The organism is Kitasatospora atroaurantiaca, assembly GCF_007828955.1.
GTDB classification, from domain to species: domain Bacteria; phylum Actinomycetota; class Actinomycetes; order Streptomycetales; family Streptomycetaceae; genus Kitasatospora; species Kitasatospora atroaurantiaca.
Map to the genome: position 1 here is coordinate 5,471,952 of NZ_VIVR01000001.1, position 23,600 is coordinate 5,495,551.

Annotated in this window: 21 protein-coding genes; 13 read left to right on the forward strand and 8 right to left on the reverse strand. The window is 71.1% G+C overall.

What is annotated here, in order from left to right:
• The first annotated feature begins 97 nt into the window (after positions 1-97).
• Entirely contained in the window at positions 98-904 is an 807-nt protein-coding gene (locus FB465_RS24780) for a S1 family peptidase (RefSeq protein ID WP_145797569.1), read from the forward strand.
• Positions 905-1,043: 139 nt separating this feature from the next.
• Here FB465_RS24780 and FB465_RS24785 read toward each other — a convergent pair whose 3' ends face one another.
• Positions 1,044-1,274: a DUF7455 domain-containing protein gene (locus FB465_RS24785; RefSeq protein WP_145793982.1), complete on the reverse strand. Its 231-nt coding sequence runs from the start codon at positions 1,272-1,274 to the stop codon at positions 1,044-1,046.
• Positions 1,275-1,778: 504 nt separating this feature from the next.
• Here FB465_RS24785 and FB465_RS24790 point away from each other — a divergent pair.
• From FB465_RS24790 to FB465_RS24815, 6 genes are all read left to right on the forward strand, one after another.
• Complete coding sequence (locus tag FB465_RS24790) at positions 1,779-3,890, forward strand: DNA gyrase/topoisomerase IV subunit B (RefSeq protein WP_145793983.1); 2,112 nt, start codon at positions 1,779-1,781, stop codon at positions 3,888-3,890.
• Positions 3,891-4,044: 154 nt separating this feature from the next.
• Complete coding sequence (locus FB465_RS24795; RefSeq protein ID WP_145793985.1) at positions 4,045-4,530, forward strand: CcdC protein domain-containing protein; 486 nt, start codon at positions 4,045-4,047, stop codon at positions 4,528-4,530.
• An 11-nt stretch (positions 4,531-4,541) separates the two neighbouring features.
• A complete protein-coding gene (locus FB465_RS24800; RefSeq protein WP_145793986.1) occupies positions 4,542-5,717 on the forward strand; it encodes a sensor histidine kinase in 1,176 nt (391 codons plus the stop codon).
• Complete coding sequence (locus FB465_RS24805) at positions 5,714-6,370, forward strand: response regulator transcription factor (protein WP_145793988.1); 657 nt, start codon at positions 5,714-5,716, stop codon at positions 6,368-6,370. Before FB465_RS24800 ends, FB465_RS24805 begins: the two co-directional genes overlap by 4 nt.
• 165 nt (positions 6,371-6,535) lie before the next feature.
• Complete coding sequence (locus tag FB465_RS24810) at positions 6,536-7,027, forward strand: DUF485 domain-containing protein (protein ID WP_425461211.1); 492 nt, start codon at positions 6,536-6,538, stop codon at positions 7,025-7,027.
• 95 nt (positions 7,028-7,122) lie between these two features.
• Positions 7,123-8,859 carry a solute symporter family protein gene (locus tag FB465_RS24815; protein ID WP_425461259.1) on the forward strand — a complete coding sequence of 579 codons (1,737 nt, stop codon included), beginning with the start codon at positions 7,123-7,125 and terminating at the stop codon, positions 8,857-8,859.
• 23 nt (positions 8,860-8,882) lie between these two features.
• Here the strand turns inward: FB465_RS24815 and FB465_RS24820 are convergent, their stop codons facing one another.
• From FB465_RS24820 to FB465_RS24830, 3 genes are all read right to left on the reverse strand, one after another.
• Complete coding sequence (locus FB465_RS24820) at positions 8,883-9,167, reverse strand: hypothetical protein (RefSeq protein ID WP_145793992.1); 285 nt, start codon at positions 9,165-9,167, stop codon at positions 8,883-8,885.
• A gap of 238 nt (positions 9,168-9,405) precedes the next feature.
• Positions 9,406-10,095 carry a response regulator gene (locus FB465_RS24825; protein WP_145793994.1) on the reverse strand — a complete coding sequence of 230 codons (690 nt, stop codon included), beginning with the start codon at positions 10,093-10,095 and terminating at the stop codon, positions 9,406-9,408.
• Complete coding sequence (locus FB465_RS24830; protein ID WP_145793995.1) at positions 10,092-11,681, reverse strand: ATP-binding protein; 1,590 nt, start codon at positions 11,679-11,681, stop codon at positions 10,092-10,094. Before FB465_RS24830 ends, FB465_RS24825 begins: the two co-directional genes overlap by 4 nt.
• Positions 11,682-11,905: 224 nt before the next feature.
• Here FB465_RS24830 and FB465_RS24835 point away from each other — a divergent pair, with 224 nt between their 5' ends.
• From FB465_RS24835 to FB465_RS24845, 3 genes are read left to right on the forward strand one after another with little or no spacing between them, the layout of a single operon-like run.
• Positions 11,906-12,727 carry an ABC transporter ATP-binding protein gene (locus tag FB465_RS24835; protein ID WP_145793997.1) on the forward strand — a complete coding sequence of 274 codons (822 nt, stop codon included), beginning with the start codon at positions 11,906-11,908 and terminating at the stop codon, positions 12,725-12,727.
• Positions 12,717-13,577, forward strand: coding sequence for an ABC transporter permease (locus FB465_RS24840; RefSeq protein ID WP_145793998.1), 861 nt, complete (start codon positions 12,717-12,719; stop codon positions 13,575-13,577). Before FB465_RS24835 ends, FB465_RS24840 begins: the two co-directional genes overlap by 11 nt.
• A gap of 56 nt (positions 13,578-13,633) precedes the next feature.
• Positions 13,634-14,695, forward strand: a complete 1,062-nt coding sequence (locus tag FB465_RS24845) for an ABC transporter substrate-binding protein (protein WP_145794000.1) — start codon at positions 13,634-13,636, stop codon at positions 14,693-14,695.
• A gap of 52 nt (positions 14,696-14,747) precedes the next feature.
• Here the strand turns inward: FB465_RS24845 and FB465_RS24850 are convergent, their stop codons facing one another.
• Together FB465_RS24850 and FB465_RS24855 are read right to left on the reverse strand one after the other, a co-directional pair.
• Positions 14,748-15,635 (reverse strand): ferredoxin family protein, encoded by an 888-nt coding sequence (locus tag FB465_RS24850; RefSeq protein WP_145794001.1) that lies wholly within the window; start codon positions 15,633-15,635, stop codon positions 14,748-14,750.
• A gap of 202 nt (positions 15,636-15,837) precedes the next feature.
• Positions 15,838-18,288: a DNA gyrase/topoisomerase IV subunit A gene (locus FB465_RS24855; protein ID WP_145794002.1), complete on the reverse strand. Its 2,451-nt coding sequence runs from the start codon at positions 18,286-18,288 to the stop codon at positions 15,838-15,840.
• A gap of 295 nt (positions 18,289-18,583) precedes the next feature.
• Between FB465_RS24855 and FB465_RS24860 the strand changes: the two genes are divergently transcribed.
• From FB465_RS24860 to FB465_RS24870, 3 genes are all read left to right on the forward strand, one after another.
• Positions 18,584-19,906 carry a M16 family metallopeptidase gene (locus tag FB465_RS24860; RefSeq protein ID WP_145794003.1) on the forward strand — a complete coding sequence of 441 codons (1,323 nt, stop codon included), beginning with the start codon at positions 18,584-18,586 and terminating at the stop codon, positions 19,904-19,906.
• A 20-nt stretch (positions 19,907-19,926) separates the two neighbouring features.
• Complete coding sequence (locus tag FB465_RS24865) at positions 19,927-21,294, forward strand: M16 family metallopeptidase (RefSeq protein ID WP_211786005.1); 1,368 nt, start codon at positions 19,927-19,929, stop codon at positions 21,292-21,294.
• 311 nt (positions 21,295-21,605) lie between these two features.
• Entirely contained in the window at positions 21,606-22,799 is a 1,194-nt protein-coding gene (locus tag FB465_RS24870; RefSeq protein WP_145794005.1) for an RtcB family protein, read from the forward strand.
• Between the two features lie 117 nt (positions 22,800-22,916).
• On the opposite strand, the gene FB465_RS24875 is transcribed toward FB465_RS24870, so the two are convergent.
• A complete protein-coding gene (locus tag FB465_RS24875) occupies positions 22,917-23,462 on the reverse strand; it encodes an FHA domain-containing protein (protein WP_145794006.1) in 546 nt (181 codons plus the stop codon).
• Between the two features lie 49 nt (positions 23,463-23,511).
• Positions 23,512-23,592 (reverse strand): hypothetical protein, encoded by an 81-nt coding sequence (locus FB465_RS37985; protein ID WP_145797571.1) that lies wholly within the window; start codon positions 23,590-23,592, stop codon positions 23,512-23,514.
• Between the last annotated feature and the right edge of the window lie 8 nt (positions 23,593-23,600).

Here is a 23,600-nt window from a genome sequence, read left to right on the forward strand (position 1 = left end):
GCGGTTGCCTGCTGCCGAACCACCTTGGAGACATCCGGTGCTGCCCATCCTGGACGCTCGCCCGGCCCCGCCGCACCGCAGGCGCCGCCGCCGGGCGATGGCCCTGGCGTTGCTGGCCACTCTGCCGGCCCCGCTGGTCGCGCTGAGTGCGGCCGCTCCCGCTCAGGCGCAGCGGCGCATCGTGGGCGGCCGCCCCGCCGGTACCGCCGATCATCCCTGGGTGGTGGCGCTGGCCAGCCGCCAGCAGTTCGGCAACGCCCGCTCGGGGCAGTTCTGCGGTGGTGCGCTGATCTCGCCGACCAAGGTGGTGACGGCGGCGCACTGCTTCTACGACGAGTCCCGCGGGCGGCGGGTGGACCGCCCCGGCCTGCGGGTGGTCGTCGGCCGTGACGACCTCACCGGCCATGCGGGCCGGGAGGTGGACGTCCGGGACATCTGGATCCACCCGGACTACTCCTTCACCGCCAACATGCAGGATGTGGCGGTTCTCACGCTCGCCGAGCCGCAGGACGACACCCCCGTCATCGAGTTGGTGGGCCAGGGCGAGTCCGAGCCGTACGCGGCGGGCACCCGGGCGCAGGTCTACGGCTGGGGTGACACGCGGGGCGACGGCAGTTACTCCTCGACGCTGCGGGGCGTGGACGTGCCGGTCATCTCGGATGCGGTCTGTGCTCACGCGTATCCGGGCGGTGCCGACGGCGGGTTCGACGCCCGGGCGATGGTGTGCGCGGGTGAGGAGTCCGGCGGCAAGGACGCCTGCCAGGGCGACAGCGGCGGCCCGCTCGTGGTGGCCGGTCGGCTGGCCGGGCTGGTCTCCTGGGGTACGGGCTGCGCCGAGGCCGCCCACCCCGGCGTCTACACCCGGATCTCGGCGGTGTCCGACTCGGTGCGCTCCGTACTCTGACGGCTACTCTCCGACGTCCCGTCAGGTCTGAAGTGCCGAGACGGGGCAGGGAACGACAGAGCCGGGCGGCAGGCCCCGTGGGGTCTGCCGCCCGGCTCGACGGCCTAGCTCGACACAGCTCGCCGGATGAGCGTCGAGATCAGCGTTCGTCGTCGGTGGCCGTCGCGTTGGTCGTGGTGAGACGGCCGCTCTCGTCCTGTATCTCGACGGCGATCTTCTTGAGCTCCGGCTCGAACTTCCGCCCGTGGTGGGCGCAGAACAGCAGCTCTCCGCCGCTTGCGAGTACGACGCGCAGGTAGGCCTGGGCGCCGCAGCGGTCGCAGCGGTCAGCCGCGGTGAGCGGGCTCGCAGGTGTCAGAACAGTAGTCACGTCGCCTCTTCTCTAGCTCGACGAGCTGTCGTACCAGGGTCAACATCCAACCAGGCCGAAAACGTTCCCGCTCGTGGCTTTTCTTCTCTGAGGATTCTGCTGTGGTGTTGCTGAGGACGTGCCCAGGGCGTCGGCGGTTCATGCGTACCGATTCCCAGGATCCGTCCGGCGGGCTCGAACGACCGATCGAAGCGATGTCCGAGGTCCGCGTAGCATAATCCTCTGCTGGGTTGGAGCATAAGCCCCGTCCCTGACACCGGTAGCCTGCATCACAGCAGTTCCGCCGCCTGCACCGCTCGCTACGGTCCGCCAGGACCCATGGTTGAAGGTGGAGATGGCGCTCCCGGGCCTCCGGCTCCGGTGAAGGTCTTGTTCGCGCAGCGCGTACAAGCCGAACGGGCCGAACCGCCTGTGTCTCAGGCATTGGGAACACTGTTGGGGGTCGGCCGGACAGGCCGAGTCGGAAGTCAGACGAGTCAGAACGTCATTGAGGGAGTGCACCGCGTGAGTGCCGATACGACCGTGCCGTCCGCATTGCTGGCCGGAGACGACGGTTCCAACTACACCGCTCGGCATCTGCTCGTCCTGGAGGGCCTGGAGGCCGTCCGTAAGCGCCCCGGCATGTACATCGGCTCGACCGACAGCCGCGGCCTGATGCACTGCCTGTGGGAGATCATCGACAACTCGGTGGACGAGGCCCTGGGTGGCCACTGCGACCGCATCGAGGTCGTCCTGCACGACGACTCCTCGGTGGAGGTCCGGGACAACGGCCGCGGCATCCCGGTCGACGTCGAGCCGAAGACCGGACTCTCCGGCGTCGAGGTCGTGATGACCAAGCTGCACGCCGGCGGCAAGTTCGGCGGCGGCTCGTACGCGGCCTCCGGCGGTCTGCACGGCGTCGGTGCCTCCGTGGTCAACGCGCTCTCCGCCCGCCTGGACGTCGAGGTGGACCGTAGCGGCCACACCCATGCCATCAGCTTCCGCCGCGGCACCCCCGGCATCTTCACCGAGCTCAGCCCGGACGCCCCCTTCGAGCCGGCCAACGGGCTCACCAGGAAGGGCAAGGCCTCTCGGGGCAGGACCGGCACCCGGATCCGCTACTGGGCCGACCGGCAGATCTTCCTCAAGGAGGCCAAGCTCTCCCTGGAGAACCTGCACAACCGCGCCCGCCAGACCGCCTTCCTCGTCCCCGGCCTCACCATCATCGTCCGTGACGAGCGACTGACGGAGAGCGACAAGGTCGAGACCGAGACCTTCCGCTTCGACGGCGGCATCGGCGAGTTCTGCGAGTTCCTGGCCCCCGACAAGCCGGTCTGCGACGTGCTGCGGCTGCGCGGCGAGGGCAGCTTCAAGGAGACCGTCCCCGTTCTGGACGAGCTCGGCCACATGACCCCCACCGAGGTCACCCGCGAGCTCGGCGTCGACATCGCGCTGCGCTGGGGCGCCGGCTACGACACCACCCTGCGCTCCTTCGTGAACATCATCGCCACCCCCAAGGGCGGAACCCACGTCACCGGCTTCGAGCGCTCGCTCGCCAAGACGGTCAACGAGGCGCTGCGCGCGACCAAGGTGCTGCGCGTCGCCGAGGACGACATCACCAAGGACGACGCCACCGAGGGCCTCACCGCCGTGGTCACCGTCCGCCTCGCCGAGCCGCAGTTCGAGGGCCAGACCAAGGAGGTGCTCGGCACCTCGGCCGCCAACCGGATCGTCGCGGCGGTCGTCGCCAAGGAGCTCAAGCACTTCCTCACCTCCGCCAAGAAGGACGAGAAGCTCCAGGCCCGCGCCGTCCTGGAGAAGGTCGCCGCCGCCGCCCGTACCCGGGTCGCCGCTCGCCAGCACAAGGAGGCCCAGCGCCGGAAGACCGCGCTGGAGACCTCCTCGCTGCCCGCCAAGCTGGCCGACTGCCGCAGCGACGACGTCGAGCGCAGCGAACTCTTCATCGTAGAGGGCGACTCCGCGCTCGGTACCGCCAAGCTGGCCCGCAACTCCGAGTTCCAGGCGCTGCTGCCGATCCGCGGCAAGATCCTGAACGTGCAGAAGGCGTCCGTCGCCGACATGCTCAAGAACGCCGAGTGCGCCTCGATCATCCAGGTGATAGGGGCGGGTTCGGGCCGTACCTTCGACATCGACCAGGCCCGCTACGGCCGGGTCATCTTCATGGCCGACGCCGATGTCGACGGCTCGCACATCCGCTGTCTGCTGCTGACGCTGTTTCAGCGCTACATGCGGCCGATGGTCGAGCAGGGCCGGGTGTTCGCGGCCGTCCCGCCGCTGCACCGGATCGAGCTCACCAACCCCAAGCGCGGCCAGGAGAAGTACCACTACACCTACTCCGACGCCGAGCTGCGCAGCACGCTGCTGGAGTTCCAGCGCAAGGGCCAGCGGTGGAAGGAGCCGGTCCAGCGCTACAAGGGCCTCGGTGAGATGGATGCCGACCAGCTGGCCGAGACCACGATGGATCCGCGCCACCGCACCCTGCGCCGGATCAACCTCGGCGACCTGGAGCAGGCCGAGAAGGTCTTCGACCTGCTGATGGGCAACGACGTGGCGCCCCGCAAGGAGTTCATCGTCGACTCCGCGGCCACCCTGGACCGCTCGCGCATCGACGCCTAGCACCGCTCGGCACCGGATCGCGGCGAGGGGCTCTCCACCCACAGGTGGAGAGCCCCTCGCGCTCGAGGTCAACCCCGGCTCCGATCACGGCGAGGCCGCCGATCCGTAGCGTCGGAGAGGTCAAGAACCCCTCCTGCCAAGACGGAGCGAACCGATGACCGGCCTCGTCAACCTCCTCGTGCTGCTCTCGGTGATCGTGATCGTGGTGCGTCGTCAGCTCAAGCCGCGGCGGCTCGACACCGAACGCCGCTTCTGGCTGATCCCGCTGGTCCTGGCCGTCCTGGCGCTTCGCGACCCGCATCTCGTCGACACCGCCCACCGGACGGTGTCGATCGCCCTGTTGTCCGCCTCCCTGCTCGTCACGCTCGCGATGGGCGCGGTCTGGGGCTGGACCGGCAAGGTCTGGCGCAAGCCCGACGGCACGGTCTGGACCAAGGGCACCAAGGCCACCATCGCCGCCTGGAGCGGGATGATCGCCGTCAGGCTCGGCCTCTACGGCCTCGGCGCGGCACTCCACCTGCGCCAGAGCACCAGCGTGCTGCTGCTCTCCCTGGGCGCGTTGCTGCTGGTCCGGGGCCTCGTGGTGAACTGGAGGGCCCGGAACCTGGAGACCTCGCCCGCCGCCCCCGTCGCGGGCTGACACCTCCCACCATGGAAGGACCGCACGTGCGGCTGGAGACCTTGACCCGCTGGCCCTCCCGGGTGGACCCGCCACGCGAGCGGACCAGCCGTCCCCGGCAGGTGCTCACCGTGCTGGGCCGGCTGCTCGTCATCGGTGTCATCGTCTCGGGCACTTATGCCGGCGGCCGCTTCACCGGGTGGTCCGCGTTCGTCGTGGGGCTGCGCCTCCTGGTCACCGGCTGTCTGTTCTACGGCCTGCACCGCACCACGGAGGAGAACCGGATCAGGCCGGCCCTCGCTGTGGTGGCCGGGCTGCTGGTCACCGCGATGCTGGCCCGCCACGGCCAGGCCACGCTGCTGGCCAACGCCACCTGGTGCGGCCTTGCCGTGATCTCCCTGCTGCGGCTTCCGTTGGCCGCCGCCCTGCCGGCCTGTGCGGCTGCCCTCGGCTCGTACGCGGCAGCCAGTGGTGACAGCTTCCTGGCCGTGGTGGCCACCGTCTGCGGCCTTCTGCTCCTCGGGTACCTGCTGCGCCTGGACGTCGAGGCCCGCTCCACCGCGGCCCGGCTGCTGGAGCAGGAACGGGCCGCCAGGGCCGCCGAGGCGGAGTCCGCCGCGCTGGCCGAACGGGCCAGGATCGCCCGGGAGATCCACGACGTCCTCGCCCACAGCCTTTCCGCGCAGCTCGTCCATCTGGAGGCGGCGCGGTTGATGCTGGACGGCGGGGCCGACCGGGAGCAGGTACGGGAACGGGTGGTGGCCGCGCGGCGGATGGCGCAGGACGGGCTGGCCGAGACCCGCCAGGCGCTTTCGGCGCTGCGGGGCGAGTTCACGCCGGTGGGCGAGTTCCTGGCCGAGCTGACACAGCGCGAGGAAGCCGCGTTCGTGGTCGAGGGAACGGCCAGGCCGCTCAACGCCGAGGCCGGGCTCGCCGTCCGCCGGACCGCGCAGGAGTCGCTCACCAATGTCCGCAAGCACGCTCCGGGCGGGCGGGTGACGCTGCGGCTGGCGTATCTGGAGGGCACGGTCGAGCTGGAGGTCCGCAACTCCGGGGCCCCGCGTGGCGAGGCGCCCGGCGAGTTGGCGGACAGTGGCAGCGGGTACGGTCTGCTGGGGATGCGCGAACGCGCGGAACTGCTCGGCGGCGAGCTGCTGGCGGGCCCGGACGAGGGAGGGTGGCGCGTGCTGCTGCGGGTGCCGCGATGACCGGTCGGCCGACGAGGGTCCTGGTGGCCGACGACCAGACGGTGGTGCGCGAGGGGATCGTGATGCTGCTGGGGCTGCTGCCCGACATCGAGGTGGTCGGCGCTGCGGCCGACGGCGAGGAGGCCGTCCGGCTGGTCGAGCGGTACGCGCCGGACGTCGTCCTGATGGACCTTCGGATGCCGCGCTGCGACGGTGTCGAGGCCACCCGGCGGATCCGGAGCTCGCACCCCGCCACCGAGGTGGTGGTGCTCACCACCTACGCCGACGACGACTCGCTCTTCCCCGCCCTGGAGGCCGGCGCGCGCGGCTACCTCACCAAGGACGCGGGCGGTGAGGAGATCGCCCGGGCCATCGCAGACGTCCGCTCGGGTGCGGCCGGTCTCTCTCCGCAGGTCCAACGGCGCTTGCTGGAACGGCTGTCGGCCACCCCGGCCCGCCCGCAGCAACTGCCCGACGGGCTCACCGCACGCGAGGCGGAGGTACTGGCCCTGATCGCCGACGGCCTGTCGAACGCCGAGATCGCCGAGCAGCTCTTCGTCAGCCCGGCCACCGTGAAGACCCACATCAACAACCTCTTCGCCAAGACCGCCGTCCGCGACCGCGCACAGGCCGTGGCGTACGCGTTCCGGCACGGAATCAGGCGCAGTTCGTGATCTGACCGGCCCTCACCTGATTGAGTGAACGCTTCTGCAACCGCCCGCAAGGATGTACGCAGCAGCCCATTCTGGAGCGGTCAGCGTGCGACCGGAACCGAACCCTCCGGCCGCCGACACCGACGCCCGCCGCCACCCGTAGGGCGTCCCGCTCCGGGAGCAGCATTGGCACAGCAGGAGAGGTTCGACTGGTGGGCCGCACAGCCCACGCGGCGTACGGCGGCCCGCCAGACCGCCAAGGTCCGCCCGGTGGCCGAGGCGTGTCCCGAGGCCGAGGTGCGCCCGGTGGCCGTGGCACATCCCGCCGGTGCGACGCATCCGGTGGAGGCGCCCGGCCCGGTGGACGCCGCCCAGGTGTACCGGTCGGTGCAGGGCAGTGAGGCGTTCCGGGAGATCCGGCGCGGCTACCGCGGCTTCGTCTTCCCCGCCACCGCCGTCTTCCTCGGCTGGTACCTGCTCTACCTCGGCGCGCAGGCCGCCGCCCCCGCCCTGATGCGCCGCCCGGTGGCCGGGCCGCTCAACCTCGCCTGGCTGCTCGCACTGGGGCAGTTCGCGTCGACGTTCCTGCTGACCTGGCTGTACGCCCGCAACGCCCGGACCAAGCGCGACCGCGCCGCACTGGACCTGCGCTGGGACACCCAGGACCAGCTGCGATGACCCCGAGCCCGCGCCCGGCGCCGTACCTGGCTCCGCACCTGCCCTCCCCGCACCCGGTGGTCACGCCGCGACCGGCTCCGGCACCGGCCGAGCAGATCGCCCCGCTCACGACCGGGCAGCACCACGGCCTCGCCGTCGCCCTCTTCGCGGTGGTCGTCCTGGTCACCCTCGCCATCACCTTCTGGGTCGGCCGGCGCGGCCAGGCCGCCGAGGAGTTCTATGCGGGCGGGCGTGGCTTCAGCCCCCTGCAGAACGGTTTCGCCTTGTCCGGCGACTACCTCTCCGCCGCCTCCTTCCTCGGCGTCACGGGCCTGATCGCGCTCTACGGCTACGACGGCGTGCTGTACAGCATCGGCTTCCTGGTCGCCTGGCTGGTGGTGCTGATGCTGGTCGCCGAGCTGGTCCGCAACTCCGGGCGCTACACCCTCGCCGACGTGCTCGCGGTACGGCTGCGCCAACGCCCGGTCCGGGCCGCCACCGGCAGCGCCAGCGTCGTCGTCAGCCTGCTCTACCTGATCGCCCAGATGGTCGGGGCGGGCAGTCTGGTCGCGCTGCTGCTCGGCACCACCAGTGGCCAGGCGAAGAGCTGGACCATCGTCGGCGTCGGCACCCTGATGATCATTTACGTGACGATCGGCGGAATGAAGGCCACCACCTGGATCCAGATCGTCAAGGCCTTCCTGCTGGTGGCCGGTGCGGTGCTGCTCACCGTGCTGGTGCTGGCCCGCTTCCACGGCGACCTCGCCCAGCTGATGCGCGCCGCCGCGCACGGCAGCGGCGGCGCCGGGCAGGCGTACCTGCAGCCGGGCCTCAAGTACGGTGCGAGCACCACCAGCAGGCTCGACTTCTTCAGCCTCGGGCTCGCCCTGGTACTCGGCACGGCCGGGCTGCCGCACATCCTCTCCCGCTTCTACACCGTGCCCACGGCGCGGGCCGCGCGCCGCTCCACGATGTGGGCGATCGGGCTGATCGGCGGCTTCTACCTGATGGCGATCGTCCTCGGCCTCGGCGCCGCCGCGCTGGTCGGCGCCAAGGCCGTCCGGGCCGCCAACCCCGCAGGGAACACTGCCGTACCGCTGCTCGCGCTCGATCTGGGCGGCGGGGCCGGCAGTACCGGGGGAGTGGTGCTGTTCGCGGTGATCTCGGCGATCGCCTTCGCCACCATCCTGGCCGTGGTCGCCGGGCTCACCCTCGCCTCCTCGGCCGCCTTCGCGCACGACCTCTATGCGGGGGCCTGGCGTGGGTTGCCCGCCCTGAGCCGAAGGACGCGCCGACGCCGAAAGCGAGGAGCGACAAGCGACGAAGGAGCGCAGGAGCCAGGAGCGTCGGCGTCGGGTCGGAGCGCCTGGAGGCGAACGGGCGAAGACGGCGTGCGCGAGGTGACGGAGGGGCAGGAGGTGGGGGCGGCCAGGATCGCCGCTGTGGCGATCGGGGCACTGGCCATCGTGTTGAGCCTGTTCGCGCAGAAGCTCAATGTGGCCTTCCTGGTCGGCCTGGCCTTCGCCGTCGCCGCCTCGGCCAACCTGCCGACCCTGCTCTACAGCCTGTTCTGGCGTCGCTTCACCACCAGGGGCGCGATCTGGTCGGTGTACGGGGGGCTGGTGCCGGCCGTCGTCCTGGTGGCGTTCTCCCCGGTGGTCTCCGGCAGCCCGTCGGCCCTCTTCCCGGGCGTCGACTTCCACTGGTTCCCGTTGGAGAACCCGGGTCTGGTCTCCATCCCGCTCGGCTTCCTGGCCGGCTGGATCTGCACCCTGATCTCGCGCGAGGCCGCCGACCCGGACAGGTACGCCGAGCTGGAGGTCCGTTCGCTGACGGGTGCCGGCGCCGTCTGAGGCAGCGCCGGCACCGGCGCGGGTCAGTACGTACAGGTCGTGGACTGCTGCTCGATGCTGCCCGCCGGGCCGCCCGTTGCGCACACGAGGGTGCGGTAGTCGGTCACGACCGCCGGGGTGGTCACCCGGATCGAGCCGGACCGGATCCGGGTGGCGGAGGCGACCGTCTCCCAGGGGCTGCCCCAGGCTCGCTGGATCTTCACCTCCACCCGCAGCATGGTCATCTGCTGATGGTCGGCCGCGTCGATGCGGGCCGCTCCGACGATGCCGCCGCCGCTCGACTGCTGCCACGCGCAGGGCCTGTTCACCGTGGCTGAGCACAGGGGTTGGGAGGCTTCCGGCGTTGCCACGGCCGAGCCGGTCGTCGCCGCCAGGGTAGCCGCGGCTGCCACTGCCAGACCTGCGATACGCGAAATCATGGCTGCTGTTCTCCTTTGAATCAGAGCCGGGATGCTTTCGATGGCGACTATTCCATGAGAGTAACGCAGCAGTCACTATGGGTCATGTCACGTTTGGCATGCGCATGATGTACGCAGGGTGAGGGAATCAGCCGCGCGCGGGCAGCACGTACCGGTGCTCGGGGCGGCCGGTGTCGCCGTAGCGCAGGCTGAGCCGCAGCCGGCTGTCGCGCTCCAGCTGCTTGAGGTAGCGCTGTGCGGTGGAGCGGCTGAGGCCGGTCTGCTCGGCCACCTCCTGGGCGGAGAGCGGCCGCCCGGCACGCCGGAGCACGCCGAGCACCAGATCGGTGGTGGGTGCCGAGTGACCCTTCGGCAGGGTCGCCACCGGGGAGGCGGCGCTGCGCATGGTGGCGAACATCCGGTCCACCTCGTCCTGGCAGGCCTCCCGCGCGGCCGGCCCGGCGAGGGCGTGCCGCAGGTCCGCGTACGCGACCAGCTTTTCGCGCAGCCCGGCGAAGGTGAACGGCTTGACCAGGTACTGCAGGGCGCCGTGCTGCATCGCCGCGTGCACGGTCGACACGTCCCGCGCGGCCGTCACCATCATCACGTCGCAGCTGATCCCGGCCTCGCGCATCCGGCGGACCAGCACCAGACCGGTCTCGTCCGGAAGGTGGTGGTCCAGCAGCACCAGGTCGACCGGGCGGCGCTCGAGGGCGGCCAGCGCCTCGGCCGCGCTGTGCGCCTTGCCCGTCACTCGGAAGCCGGGGACCTTGGCCACGTAGGCGGCATGCACCTCGGCCACCCGGAAGTCGTCGTCCACCACCAGTACGTCGATCATGATGCCTCCACAAGTGCCGCGGGGTGCAGCGCCTCGGGCAGCTCCACGGAGAAGCGGGCACCGCCGAGCGGGCCGTCCTCGACCGTGATCCGCCCGCCGGCCCGCTCCACCAGGCGGCGGACCATGGCGAGACCGAGGCCGCGCGGCCGGTGCGACGGCGCGTCCTTGCTGGTCCAGCCCTCCTCGAAGATCCGCTCGCGCAGTTCGGGCGGGATACCGGGGCCGCTGTCCGAGACCTCGATCAGCAGGGTGGCGCCCGAGGCCCGCAGGGTGACTTCGACCGTGCCGCCGGTCAGGGCGTCCAGGGCGTTGTCGACCAGATTGCCCAGCACGGTGACCAGCGCGCGCGGGTCCACCGCCGCGTCCGGCAGATGGCTGCCCGGATCGATCGCCAGCCGTACGCCGCGCTCGGCCGCGACCGCGGCCTTGCCCGCCAGCAGGGCGGCCACATGAGGGTCCTGCACCTGCTCGGCGATCCCGGCGGCGACGGCCGCGTGCGAGCCGGACTGCTCCGAGATGAACTCCGCCGCCTGCTCGTGCCGGCCGAGCTCCAGCAGGCCGAGCAGGGTGTGCATCCGGTTGGCGTGCTCGTGGTCCTGCGCGCGCAGCGCCTCGGTGAGGCTCCGGGTGGTGTCCAGCTCTCTCACCAGGGACTCGAGTTCGGTACGGTCCCGCAGGGTCACCACGGCGCCATCGTCGGCGGTCGCCATCCGGTTCACGACCAGCACGCGGTCGTCCCGGACGGCGGGCAGGTCGGTGCCCTCGATCCGGCCGGTGAGGACCTCCGCCAGCCGGCCGGGGGGCAGCACCTCGTCGATCGCCCGGCCGGCGCAGTCCTCGGGCAGGGCCAGCAGCCGGACGGCCTCGTCGTTGGCCAGCCGGATCCGCCCGCGCCGGTCCAGCGCGACCATGCCCTCGCGGATGCCGTGCAGCATCGCCTCCCGCTCCACCAGCAGCGCGGAGATGTCGGCGATCGCGATGTTGTGCGTCCGCCGCTTCAGCCGCCGGGCCAGCACCAGAGTGGCCACCGTGCCCGCCGCCAGGCCCGCACCCGCGCAGAGCAGGATGCCCGCCACCATGCTGAGCAGCCGCCGCCGGATGGAGTCGTCGCTGATGCCCACCGACACCTCGCCGACGATCCGCCCGTCCGCCAGCCGGAGCGGCACCTTGCCGCGGGCCGTGCGCCCGAGGGTGCCCTCCTGGATGGCGGTCACGCTCTCCCCGCGCAGCGCGGGCTCCGGGTCGGTGCTGACCCGGAAGCCGATCTTCGCGGGGTCGGTGTGGGAGAGCCGGATGCCGTCCAGGTCGGTGACCACCACGAAGCTGGCGCCGGTGGCCAGCCGGATCTGCTCGGCGTTGTGCTGCACGGAGACGGAGTCGTGGGCGGCCGCGGCCCGGGCGAGCACCTCGTCCGTCGCGGTCGCCTGGGCGATCGAGAGGGCGCGCTGCATCGCGTCGCGGTCCAGCTCGCGGCTCACCGGGGCGAGGAACAGCCCGGCCGTCACGGCGGTGACGCCGACGGTGACCACGGTCTGGCTCAGCAGCAGCTGGGCGAAGACCCGGCGTGGCCAGTGCGGACGCCTCATCGCGGGTCTCCTCTCGGCAGGTGGGGGTGGGACGCACACCATATGTTTCCGCGGTGTTTCTGTCAGCCCTGCTCCGCTGTTGTAGCGGAAGCAAAACGAGCAGAACAGCCCTCAACGCACTGAAGCCGCAGTACGCCCGCAAGGGTGCCGCCGTGGCCCGCGCCACTCCTAACCTCCGAGCACAGCACAGACCCGGCGACGACGCCGGACCCCCGGAGGTGGATATGAGCGGGCTGATCAGTACAGCCCCGGCGATCGAGTTGACCGGTGCGACAAAGCGGTTCAGGACCCCCTCGGGTGCCCTGCACACTGCCGTACGGGATCTCGATCTGACGGTGGCCCCCGGCGAGTTCGTCGCCGTCGTCGGCCCGACCGGGTGCGGCAAGTCCACCACGCTGACCCTCGTCAGCGGCCTGGAGGAGCCCACCGAGGGCGGGGTCAAGGTGCACGGCGAGAACGTCGACGGGATCAACGAGCACGTCGGCTTCGTCTTCCAGCAGGACGCCGTCTTCCCCTGGCGCACCGTGCTCTCCAACGTGATGGCCGGCCCCCGTTTTCGCGGTGTCCCGACCGCCGAGGCCAAGGAGCGGGCCCGCGACTGGCTGGCCCGGGTGGGCCTGGCCGCCTTCGAGGACCGCTACCCGCACCAGCTCTCCGGCGGCATGCGCAAGCGCGTCGCCCTCGCCCAGACCTTCGTCAACGACCCCAAGATCCTGCTGATGGACGAGCCCTTCTCGGCCCTCGACGTGCAGACCCGGGCCCTGATGTCGGACCAGCTGCTGGAGCTCTGGGCCGGTACCGGCTCCTCCGTCGTCTTCGTCACCCACGACCTGGACGAGGCGATCGCCCTCGCCGACCGCGTGGTCGTCATGACGGCGGGCCCCGCCACCGTCAAGGAGATCTTCACCGTCGACCTGCCCCGGCCCCGCACCGTCGAGGCCGTCCGCCTGGAGCCCCGCTTCGTGGAGCTCTACCGCGAGATCTGGGCATCGCTCGGCGAAGAGGTGCGCATCACCCGTGAGAGAGGAGCGGGAAATGCCGCTTGAGACCACCACAGTCGCCGCGCCGGTCGTCGTGACGAGAACCGCGGCCCGCGAACGCGCCGCCCGTAACCGGAAGTTCAGCGTGTACGGCGCCCGCGCCGCCGTGCTGGTCGCCTTCCTGGGGCTCTGGGAGCTGTGCGCCCGCACCGAGATCATCGACCCGTTCAACTTCTCCCAGCCGTCGAAGATCTGGGCGCAGATCTGGCAGTGGATCACCCACGGCACCGCGCAGGGCTCACTCGGTGAGCAGATCGGCTACACCCTCTACGAGGCCCTCACCGGCTGGGTGATCGGCGTCACCGGCGGTGTTCTGCTGGGCATCGCGCTCGGCCGGATCCGCTTCCTCGCCGACGTGTTCGGCCCGTACATCAAGGTCCTCAACGCGATCCCCAGGATCGTGCTCGCGCCGATCTTCCTGATCTGGTTCGGCCTCGGCCCGGCCTCCAAGGTCGCCTCGGCGGTCGTGCTGGTCTTCTTCCCGGTCTTCTTCAACGCCTTCCAGGGGGCCCGCGAGGTCGACCGCAACCTGGTCGCCAACGCCCGGATCCTCGGCGCCGACAACCGCAGGGTCACCCTCCAGGTGGTCATCCCCGCCGCCACCACCTGGATCTTCACCAGCCTGCACGTCAGCTTCGGCTTCGCCCTGATCGGCGCCATCGTCGGCGAGTACATCGGCGCCACCAAGGGCCTCGGCCTGATGGTCGCCGCCGCACAGGGCACCTTCAACGCGGCAGGCGTGTACGCCGCGATGACCATCCTCGCCGTGGTCGCCCTGTTCACCGAAGGCCTCCTCACCTTCGCCGAGAAACGGCTCTTCCGCTGGAAGCCCGCCGACTCCGGCGACGGCCGCTGATCCGGCGAAGGCCGCTGAAACTCCCCCACCCCGTGTCACCAGAAAGGCGCCCACCCATGCGCAGAACCGCCGCAGCCGCCCTCGCCGCCGTGCTGCTCCTGCCCCTCGCCGCCTGTGCCAACGACGCGGCCTCCACCTCGCACAACGGTGCCGCCCCCGCCGGGCCGAGCGTCGAGGGTCCGAAGGTCAAGATCATGGTCGGCGGCCTGGACAAGGTCATCTACCTCCCCGCGATGCTCACCCAGCGGCTCGGCTACTTCGCCGAGGCCGGCGTCAACGTCGAGCTGATGAGCGAGCCCGCCGGCGTCAACGCCACCACCGCGCTGCTCGCCGGTGACGTCCAGGGCGCGGTCGGCTTCTACGACCACACCATCGACCTCCAGGCCAAGGGCAAGAGCGTCGAGTCGGTCGTCCAGTTCTCCCAGGCCCCCGGCGAGGTCGAGGTGGTCTCCGCCAAGCAGGCCGACGCCATCAAGACCGGTGCCGACTTCAAGGGCAAGAAGCTCGGCGTCACCAGCATCGGCTCCTCCACCGACTTCCTCACCAAGTACCTGGCCGTCAAGAACGGCGTCGCGGTGAGCGAGTTCAGCCCGATCGCGGTCGGCGCGGGCCAGACCTTCATCGCCGCCATGCAGCAGGGCAGCATCGACGCCGGCATGACCACCGACCCGACGGTGGCCAACATCCTCTCCAAGAAGCTCGGCACGGTGCTCTACGACATGCGAACCCCCGAGGGCTCCAAGGCGGCCCTGGGCGGCCTCTACCCCTCGTCCTCGCTCTACATGAACACCGACTGGGTCGAGAAGAACAAGGAGACGACCCAGAAGCTGGCCAACGCCTTTGTGAAGACCCTGAAGTGGATGGCCGGCCACACGCCCGCCGAGATCGCCGCAAAGATGCCGGCCGACTACGCCCAGGGCGGTGCCGAGCAGTACGCCGAGGCGATCAAGGCGACGCTGCCGATGTTCACCACCGACGGCGTGATGCCGGCCGAGGGCCCGAAGACCGTCCTCGCCGTCCTCGGCGCCTTCCACCCGGACGTCAAGGGCAAGGAGGCGTCGATCGACCTCACCAAGACCTACACCACCGAGTTCGTGAGCAAGGCCGTCACCGGCTGACCGTATACGCTGCAACGGCCCCTCACCTTCCTGGACAGCGGGTGAGGGGCCGTCACAGTTCCCTGACGGCCGTCACGTCCATCCGGGACGGCCTGACCGGGGCCTTTCCACAACTCTCTGGCCGGGGCGGCTCGCTCGGGTGCTCCGCCACCTCCACCGACCAGCGCCGGCCGTCCGTGTGCCGGACCTCCATCGCATCACCGGCCTGAACGACCGTCAGCTCCTCGATCCCCGTCTCCCCGGTCAGCAGCCGTACGGCCTGCTCGGCAGCCTGGCCCGGACGCTCCCAGCACGAGCGCCCGCGCGACCACTCCGGCACCATGTGCCCGGCGGCCGTCGCGGCCAGCACCTCCTTGGCGGTCGTACCGGTCAGCCGGCCGTACGCGTAGCCGTACGGCAGCACCAGCATCGTGGGGGAGAAGCGGTGACCGCCGAGGTGGGTCACCTCCCAGACCTCGCTGTGCCCCGCCACCGCCAGCTCCGCGGCGAGCGGGCGGCCGAGCAGCGCACAGCAGCGGTCCCGGCGTCCGTTGGTGCACACCAGGGCGATCGGGCCGCCCGGGTGCTCCGCACCGAAGCCGCCGTGCTCGCCCGCACCGAGAGCGGCGAAGTCCAGCCCGAGCAGCTCCGCGGGGTCGGCGACCACGCCACGGCGTACCCAGGAGCGACCCGGCACCGTGTGCGCGACCAGCACCTCGTGCCGGGAGGTCGGCAGATGGTCGGCATGCCGCCCCGGCCGCCGGATCAGCGCGATCCGCACCCCCGTGCCGGCGGCCGCGGCGTCCAGCGCCCTGCCGAGCTCGGTGTCCAGATGGCTCTCGGTGAGCGCCTTGGCGCCCCACGGCCCGGCCTGCTCGATCAGCAGCCAAGTCACCGCAGTCGCGGCCGTGGCGGCCAGCGGCTCGGTCAGTTCACGCGACAGCGTGCTGCAGGTGCTCACCCTGGCACCCTACAAGGGCCCTTCAAGAGCGCTGAGGGCTCGCCCCAGGGGCGCGGGGAACTGCGCGAGAACCATGCACCGCCCGTCACCGAGGCACCTGATCAACCAGGCACCACCCAGGGGCGCGGGGAACTGCGCGAAAAGCCATGCACCTCCGTAGAGGGCTGGTCGCGCAGTTCCCCGCGCCCCTGAAGGCAACCAATCACGCGGGGCCGGCCACCGCCGCGATCGGCGTCGTCACCGGGGTGCCCGAGCCGTCCCGGCGCGGGTCCCGCTCCGGCAGGTCCACCGGGGTACCGTTCGCCGTCGCCGCGCGAGCGGGCGCCGCACCGGCCCAGCCGAACGCCAGCGCATCCTCACCGCGCAGGAAGCGCTGGCAGCGCACCCCGCCCGTCGCCCGGCCCTTGCGCGGGTACTGCTCGAACGGCGTGACCTTCCAGCTGCTCTGCGCCTCACCCGTCAGCGTCCCCGACGCACCCGCGACCGAGACCACCACCGCGTCCGCCGCCGGGTCCACCGCCGTGAACGACAGCACCCGCGCCCCGTCCGACAGCTTGATGCCCGCCATACCGCCCGCCGGCCGGCCCTGCGGCCGGACCTGCCCGGCCGGGTACCGCAGCAGCTGCGCATCCGAGGTGATGAAGACCAAGTCCTCCTCGCCCGTGCGCAGTTCCACCGCGCCGACCAGCTCGTCACCCTCCTTGAGGGCGATCACCTCGAACTCGTCCTTGTTCGCCGGCCACTCCGGCACCACCCGCTTCACCACACCCTGCAGCGTGCCCAGCGCCAGACCCGGCGAGGACTCGTCCAGCGTGGTCAGCGCGATCACCCGCTCGCCCTCGTCCAGCCGCAGGAACTCACTCACCTGCGCCCCGCCGGCCAGCGTCGGCGAAGGCGTCGGAGGCAGCGCGGGAAGGTCGATGACCGTCAGCCGCAGCACCCGCCCGGCCGAGGTCACGGCACCCACATCCGCACGAGCCGTCGCTGGCACCGCCGAGACGATCAGGTCGTGCTTGGAGCGCGACTCCGGAAGCTCCAGCGGCTCCCCGTCCGCCGTCCGCGCCAGCAGCCCCGTCGACGACAGCAGCACCCGGCACGGGTCGTCCGCCACCTCCAGCGGCACCGACAGCGCCGCGCTCGGCACCGCACCCGCCTCCAGCAGCACCGTGCGCCGCTCCGTACCGAACTGCTTCGCCACCGCGCCGAGTTCGCCCGACACCACGCTGCGCAGCTTGGTGTCCGACTCCAGGATCTCGGTCAACTCCGCGATCTCCGTGGTGAGCTTGGCCTTCTCGTCCTCCAGCTCCACCCGGTCGAAGCGGGTCAGCCGGCGCAGCGGAGTGTCCAGGATGTACGACGTCTGCGTCTCCGACAGCGAGAAGCGCTCGATCAGCCGCTCCTTCGCCTGCGTCGCGTTGTCGCTCGACCGGATGATCGCGATGACCTCGTCGATGTCGACCAGCGCCACCAGCAGGCCCTCGACCAGGTGCAGCCGCTCCTGGCGCTTGCGCCGACGGAAGTCGCTGCGCCGCCGCACCACCGTGAACCGGTGGTCGACATAGACCTCCAGCAGCTCCTTCAGGCCCAGCGTCAGCGGCTGGCCGTCCACCAGCGCCACGTTGTTGATGCCGAAGGTCTCCTCCATCGGCGTCAGCTTGTAGAGCTGCTCCAGCAGCGCCTCCGGCACGAAGCCGTTCTTCACCTCGATCACGAGGCGCAGACCGTGCTCACGGTCCGTCAGGTCCTTGACGTCCGCGATGCCCTGCAGCTTCTTCGCGCCGACCAGGTCCTTGATCTTCGCGATCACCTTCTCCGGACCGACCGTGTACGGCAGCTCCGTGACCACGATGCCCTTGCGGCGCGCCGTCACCGACTCGATCGACACCGTCGCCCGGATCTTGAACGTGCCACGCCCCGACTCATACGCGTCCCGGATCCCCGAGAGCCCCACGATCCGGCCGCCGGTCGGCAGGTCCGGACCGGGGATGAAACGCATCAGGGTGTCGAGATCGGCCGTCGGGTGCTTGATCAGGTGCCGCGCCGCGGCCACCACCTCTGCCAGGTTGTGCGGCGGCATGTTCGTCGCCATACCCACCGCGATGCCCGAGGTGCCGTTCACCAGCAGGTTCGGGAACGCCGCCGGGAGCACCAGCGGCTCCTGCTCGCTGCCGTCGTAGTTCGGGCCGAAGTCGACGGTGTCCTCGTGGATCGACTCCACCAGTGCCATCGACGCCGCCGTCAGCCGCGACTCCGTGTACCGCATCGCGGCCGGCGGGTCGTCGTTGCCCAGCGAACCGAAGTTCCCGTGCCCGTCGATCAGCGGCAGCCGCATCGAGAACGGCTGCGCCATGCGCACGACCGAGTCGTAGATCGACGCGTCACCGTGCGGGTGCAGCCGGCCCATCACCTCGCCGACCACGCGCGCGCACTTCACATGCGCACGATCCGGCCGCAGGCCCATCTCGTTGGCCTGGTACAGGATGCGGCGGTGCACCGGCTTCAGGCCGTCCCGCGCGTCCGGCAGCGCACGGGAGTAGATCACCGAGTAGGCGTACTCCAGGAAGGAGCCCTGCATCTCGTCCACCACGTCGACATCGAGGATGCGCTCCTCGAAGTCTCCGGGCGGCGGGGTAGGCGAACTGCGGCGGGCCATCGCGGCGGGGCTCCCTTGCGTCTGTCGGCTTCGTCGTTCCTGTGACTACTGATCTGTAACTACCGAGGCCGTACCGGGGTACGGCGCCCCCCATTGTGGACCCTCCCACCGACAGGCAGCGCCAAGGGCCCTCCCCCTCCCCACTCCGCCCCACTTCCGCCCCTGGCGAACGCCCGTCCCGCGCGGACATATCCCGGCCCTCCGTACGTTGCACCACAATGGGGACACGGCACTTGCCCCCGACCAGCAGTCGAAGACGGGAAGACCCCTCTTCCCGGAAAGGACCGGCAACCGCATGGCCAACCCGGCCCCCGCCTCCCAAGGCCTCGCCATCACCGAGCACCGCCTGGCCAACGGCCTGCGCGTCGTGCTCTCCGAGGACCACCTCACCCCGGTCACCGCCGTCTGCCTCTGGTACGACGTCGGCTCCCGCCACGAGGTGAAGGGCCGCACGGGCCTGGCCCACCTCTTCGAGCACCTCATGTTCCAGGGCTCCGCCAACGTCTCCAACAACGGGCACTTCGAACTGGTCCAGGGCGCCGGCGGCTCCCTCAACGGCACCACCAGCTTCGAGCGCACCAACTACTTCGAGACCATGCCCGCCCACCAGCTCGAGCTCGCGCTCTGGCTGGAGGCCGACCGCATGGGCTCCCTGCTGGCCGCCCTCGACGACACCTCGATGGAGAACCAGCGCGACGTCGTCAAGAACGAGCGCCGCCAGCGCTACGACAACGTCCCGTACGGCACCGCCTTCGAGAAGCTCACCGCGCTCTCCTTCCCCGACGGCCACCCGTACCACCACACCCCCATCGGCTCCATGGCCGACCTGGACGCCGCCACGCTGGAGGACGCCCGCGCGTTCTTCCGCACCTACTACGCGCCCAACAACGCCGTCCTCGCCATCGTCGGCGACCTCGACCCCGAGCAGGCCATCGCCTGGGTGGAGAAGTACTTCGGCAGCATCCCCGCCCACGACGGCAAGCAGCCCCCGCGCGACGGCACCCTGCCCGACGTGATCGGCAAGGAGCTCCGCGAGCTGGTCGAGGAGGACGTCCCCTCCCGCGCCCTGATGGCCGCCTACCGCCTGCCGCACGACGGCACCCGCGAGGCCGACGCCGCCGACCTGGCGCTCACCATCCTCGGCTCCGGCGAGTCCAGCCGCCTGTACAACCGCCTCGTCCGCCGCGACCGCACCGCCGTCGCCGCCGGATTCGGCCTGCTCCGCCTCGCCGGCGCACCCTCCCTCGGCTGGCTCGACGTCAAGACCTCCGGCGACGCCACCATCGACCAGATCGAGACCGCCGTCGACGAGGAACTCGCCCGCTTCGCCGCCGAAGGCCCCACCGCAGAGGAACTCGAGCGCGCCCAGGCCCAGATCGAGCGCGAGTGGCTCGACCGCCTCACCACCGTCGCCGGCCGCGCCGACGAACTCTGCCGCTTCGCCGTCCTCTTCGGCGACCCCGGGCTCCTCAACAACGCGCTCGCCAAGGTCCTCGACATCACCACCGAGGAAGTCCAGGCCGTCGCCGCCGCACGCCTGCGCCCCGACAACCGGGCCGTCCTGGTGTACGAGCCGACCACCACCGCCGACGACGAGACCGAGGAGGAGGCGGCATGACCACCGACTACACCCCCACCATGACGTTCCACCCCCAGCCGACCCCCGGCACCGCCACCCCGTGGGCCTTCCCCGCCCCCGAGCGCGGCGCCCTCGGCAACGGCCTCACCGTGCTCCACTGCGACCGCCCCGGCCAGCAGCTGGTCGCCGTCGAGGTCCAGCTCGACGTCCCGCTCGCCGCCGAACCCGACGGCCTGGACGGCGTGGCCAACATCCTCGCCCGAGCCCTCAACGAGGGCACCGACACCCTCACCGCCGAGGAGTTCGCCGGCGAGCTCGAACGGGCCGGAGCCACCCTCGACGCCCACGCCGACCACCCCGGCATCCGCGTCTCCCTGGAGGTCCCCGCCTCCCGCCTGGAACGCGGACTCACCCTCCTCGCCGACGCCCTGCGCGCACCCGCCCTCCCCGAGGACGAGATCGAGCGGCTCGTCGCCAACCGCCTCGACGAGATCGTCCACGAGCAGGCCAACCCCGCGCGGCGCGCCGCCAAGGCCCTCTACGCCGACCTCTTCGACAGCGCCGACCGGCTCTCCCGCCCCCGCAGCGGCACCGCCGACACCGTCAAGAACATCACCCGCGCAGCGGTCAAGGCCTTCTACGACGCCCACGTGCGCCCCGCCACCGCCACCGCCGTGGTCGTCGGCGACCTCACCGGCATCGACCTCACCGCCCTCCTCGAAGCCACCCTCGGCACCTGGACCGGCGCCCCGGCCGACGCGAGCGTCCACGCACCCGTCACCGCGGACGACCAGGGCCGCGTGGTCATCGTCGACCGACCGGGATCCGTGCAGACCCAGCTGCTCATCGGCCGCATCGGCCCCGATCGCCACGACCCCACCTGGGCCGCGCAGATCCTCGGCACCTACTGCCTCGGCGGCACCCTCACCTCGCGCCTCGACCGCGTCCTGCGCGAGGAGAAGGGCTACACCTACGGCGTCCGCGCCTTCGCCCAGCCGCTGCGCTCCAGCGCCGACGGCTCCGGCCGCGCCCTGCTCGCCATCAGCGGCTCCGTGGACACCGCCTCCACCGCCCCCGCCCTGGCCGACACCTGGACCATCCTGCGCACCCTCGCCGCCGAAGGCCTCACCGACGCCGAACGCGACGACGCCGTGCAGTTCCTGGTCGGGGTCGCCCCGCTCAAGTACGAGACCGCGAGCTCCGTCGCCGGCACCCTCGCCGACCAGGTCGAGCAGGACCTGCCCGACGACTTCCAGGCCGAGGTCTACCGGCAGCTCGCGGCCCTCGACACGGCCGCCGCCACCGAGGCCGTCGTCGCGGCCTTCCCGCCCGACCGGCTCGTCACCGTCCTGGTCGGCGACGCGGCGACCATCGCCGACCCGGTCAAGGAACTCGGCATCGGCGAGGTCACGGTCATCACGTCCTGACCTCGCCCGACGGCGGCCCGACGGAGTATCAGTACTCCGCCGGGCCGCCGTCGTTTAATCTCTTGCGGCTCTCGCCGCCGCTGTGGGTAGATAGCTCCCGCAGCCGGTCAGGCGCACATCACAGGAGAGGAGGCGGTCACCATGCGGGTCGAGCAAGCCACCAGGCGCTACAGCTCCCCACGACCGCTGTCCCTCCGATGCGCCACCGCCTGAGCCGTCCTCTCAGACTTCCCCGAGCCACGCCGGAAGCTTCGCGTGGCAGTACACCCCACCTAGGCTTGAATCAGCCGACCTTTGGAGGTCGTTCAACCATGTCGTACACCGAGGTGCCTGGCGTCCGGGTCCCGATCCGGATGTGGACCGACCCGGCCACCGTCGAGGGCCAGGCCATGCAGCAGCTTCGCAACATCAGCTCCCTGCCCTGGCTGCACGGCCTCGCCGTGATGCCCGACGTCCACCTGGGCAAGGGCGCGACCGTCGGTTCCGTCATCGCCATGAAGGGTGCCGTCTGTCCCGCTGCCGTCGGCGTCGACATCGGCTGCGGAATGAGCGCGGTCAAGACCTCCCTCACCGCCCGCGACCTCCCCGACGACCTGTCCCGGCTGCGTTCCAAGATCGAGCAGATCATCCCGGTGGGCCGCGGCCTCCACTCCGAGCCGGTCGACCCGCGCAAGCTCCACGGGTTCGCCACGACCGGCTGGGACGACTTCTGGTTGCGCTTCGACGGGGTGGCGCACGAGGTGAAGTGGCGGCGCGAGCGGGCCATGCAGCAGATGGGAACGCTCGGATCAGGCAACCATTTCTGCGAGGTCTGCATTGATGCGACCGGTTCTGTCTGGTTGATGTTGCATTCTGGATCGCGCAACATTGGCAAGGAGCTGGCGGAGCACCATATGGGCGTCGCCCGGTCGCTCCCCCACAACCAGGGCCTGGTCGACCGCGACCTCGCGGTGTTCATCGCCGACACCCCGCAGATGGCTGCCTACCGTCAGGACCTGTTCTGGGCGCAGGAGTACGCCAAGAACAACCGCGCGGTGATGATGGCGCTGTTCCAGGACATCGTTCGCCGTGAGTTCCCCAAGGCTAGGGTCACCTTCGACGAGGTGATCAGTTGCCACCACAACTACGTGGCGGAGGAGCGGTACGACGGTGTCGACCTGCTGGTGACCCGTAAGGGCGCGATCAAGGCCGGCTCCGGCGACTTCGGCATCATCCCGGGCTCGATGGGCACCGGCTCGTACATCGTCCGCGGTCTCGGCAACGAGGCGGCCTTCAACTCGGCCTCGCACGGCGCCGGCCGGAAGATGAGCCGCACCGCCGCCAAGAAGCGCTTCACCGCGCGGGACCTGGCGGAGCAGACCCGGGGCGTGGAGTGCCGGAAGGACAGCGGCGTGGTCGACGAGATCCCGGGCGCGTACAAGTCGATCGAGAAGGTCATGGCCCAGCAGGAGGACCTGGTCGAGGTGGTCGCCCACCTCAAGCAGGTCGTCTGTGTGAAGGGTTGAGATCAGGCCAGGGTGCGCGGCAGGCGCACCCTGGCGATTCGCTGTGGTCCGCGGAGGCGCCAACGCCTCGCAGCGCAGCTGCTCACTGTGCGGTCCAACAGAGCCGCGATTCGCTGATCAGCCCGCCGCCAGGCGGAAGCTGAGGCGGCCGAAGCGGACCTGGTCGCCGGGGTGGACGCGGATGGTGCCGGCGACGCGGAGGCCGTTGACGTGGGTGCCGTTGGTGGAGCCGAGGTCGTGGAGGGTCCAGCCGTCGGCCTCGTAGCGGAGTTCGGCGTGCCGGCGGGAGACCGAGCCGTCGCTGAGGCGTAGGTCGGACCCCGGGATGCGGCCGATGCGCAGGGGTGCGGTGCCGGGGGCCGGGAGGCTGAGGCCGGGGAGCTGCTCGGTGTGCCAGGTGCGGCGCAGCCGGGCGGTGAAGGCGGAGATCCGGCCGACCGTGCGCAGGGCCAGTGCGGAGACCCGTCCGGCGGCCTGCAGGTCGCGGAGCGCGTGGTCGAGTTCGGCCTGGCTGCGGGCGGTGAGCACGAGCTCCATCCGGCCCATGAAGGTGTCGTGGGACATCCTGCCGCTGCCGACGCTGTCGCGGAGCACGCCGAGCGCCCGGTCCCGCTCGGCCTCCGACGGTCGGGACACTCGGGTCCGGAACTCAGCTGGCGTCATGGGGAGATTGTCGGATGTGTTGTGCGGCGCTGTCCACAACGATGCACCATCAGCAGAGGTGGCTGACCAGCATGTAGACCCCCGTGCCCGCCACGATGCCGAGCAGCGCGTTGCGCCGCCACAGGTGCAGGGCGGCGG

Excerpts from the sequence above, each read along its gene's own strand:
- FB465_RS24795 (WP_145793985.1), top strand. The coding sequence starts at position 4,045 with ATGACCGGCCTCGTCAACCTCCTCGTGCTGCTCTCGGTGATCGTGATC.
- FB465_RS24860 (WP_145794003.1), top strand. The coding sequence starts at position 18,584 with ATGGCCAACCCGGCCCCCGCCTCCCAAGGCCTCGCCATCACCGAGCAC.
- FB465_RS24800 (WP_145793986.1), top strand. The coding sequence starts at position 4,542 with ATGGAAGGACCGCACGTGCGGCTGGAGACCTTGACCCGCTGGCCCTCC.
- FB465_RS24845 (WP_145794000.1), top strand. The coding sequence starts at position 13,634 with ATGCGCAGAACCGCCGCAGCCGCCCTCGCCGCCGTGCTGCTCCTGCCC.
- FB465_RS24855 (WP_145794002.1), bottom strand. The coding sequence starts at position 18,288 with ATGGCCCGCCGCAGTTCGCCTACCCCGCCGCCCGGAGACTTCGAGGAG.
- FB465_RS24780 (WP_145797569.1), top strand. The coding sequence starts at position 98 with ATGGCCCTGGCGTTGCTGGCCACTCTGCCGGCCCCGCTGGTCGCGCTG.
- FB465_RS24865 (WP_211786005.1), top strand. The coding sequence starts at position 19,927 with ATGACGTTCCACCCCCAGCCGACCCCCGGCACCGCCACCCCGTGGGCC.
- FB465_RS24835 (WP_145793997.1), top strand. The coding sequence starts at position 11,906 with ATGAGCGGGCTGATCAGTACAGCCCCGGCGATCGAGTTGACCGGTGCG.
- FB465_RS24870 (WP_145794005.1), top strand. The coding sequence starts at position 21,606 with ATGTCGTACACCGAGGTGCCTGGCGTCCGGGTCCCGATCCGGATGTGG.
- FB465_RS24805 (WP_145793988.1), top strand. The coding sequence starts at position 5,714 with ATGACCGGTCGGCCGACGAGGGTCCTGGTGGCCGACGACCAGACGGTG.
- FB465_RS24840 (WP_145793998.1), top strand. The coding sequence starts at position 12,717 with ATGCCGCTTGAGACCACCACAGTCGCCGCGCCGGTCGTCGTGACGAGA.
- FB465_RS24875 (WP_145794006.1), bottom strand. The coding sequence starts at position 23,462 with ATGACGCCAGCTGAGTTCCGGACCCGAGTGTCCCGACCGTCGGAGGCC.
- FB465_RS24825 (WP_145793994.1), bottom strand. The coding sequence starts at position 10,095 with ATGATCGACGTACTGGTGGTGGACGACGACTTCCGGGTGGCCGAGGTG.
- FB465_RS24830 (WP_145793995.1), bottom strand. The coding sequence starts at position 11,681 with ATGAGGCGTCCGCACTGGCCACGCCGGGTCTTCGCCCAGCTGCTGCTG.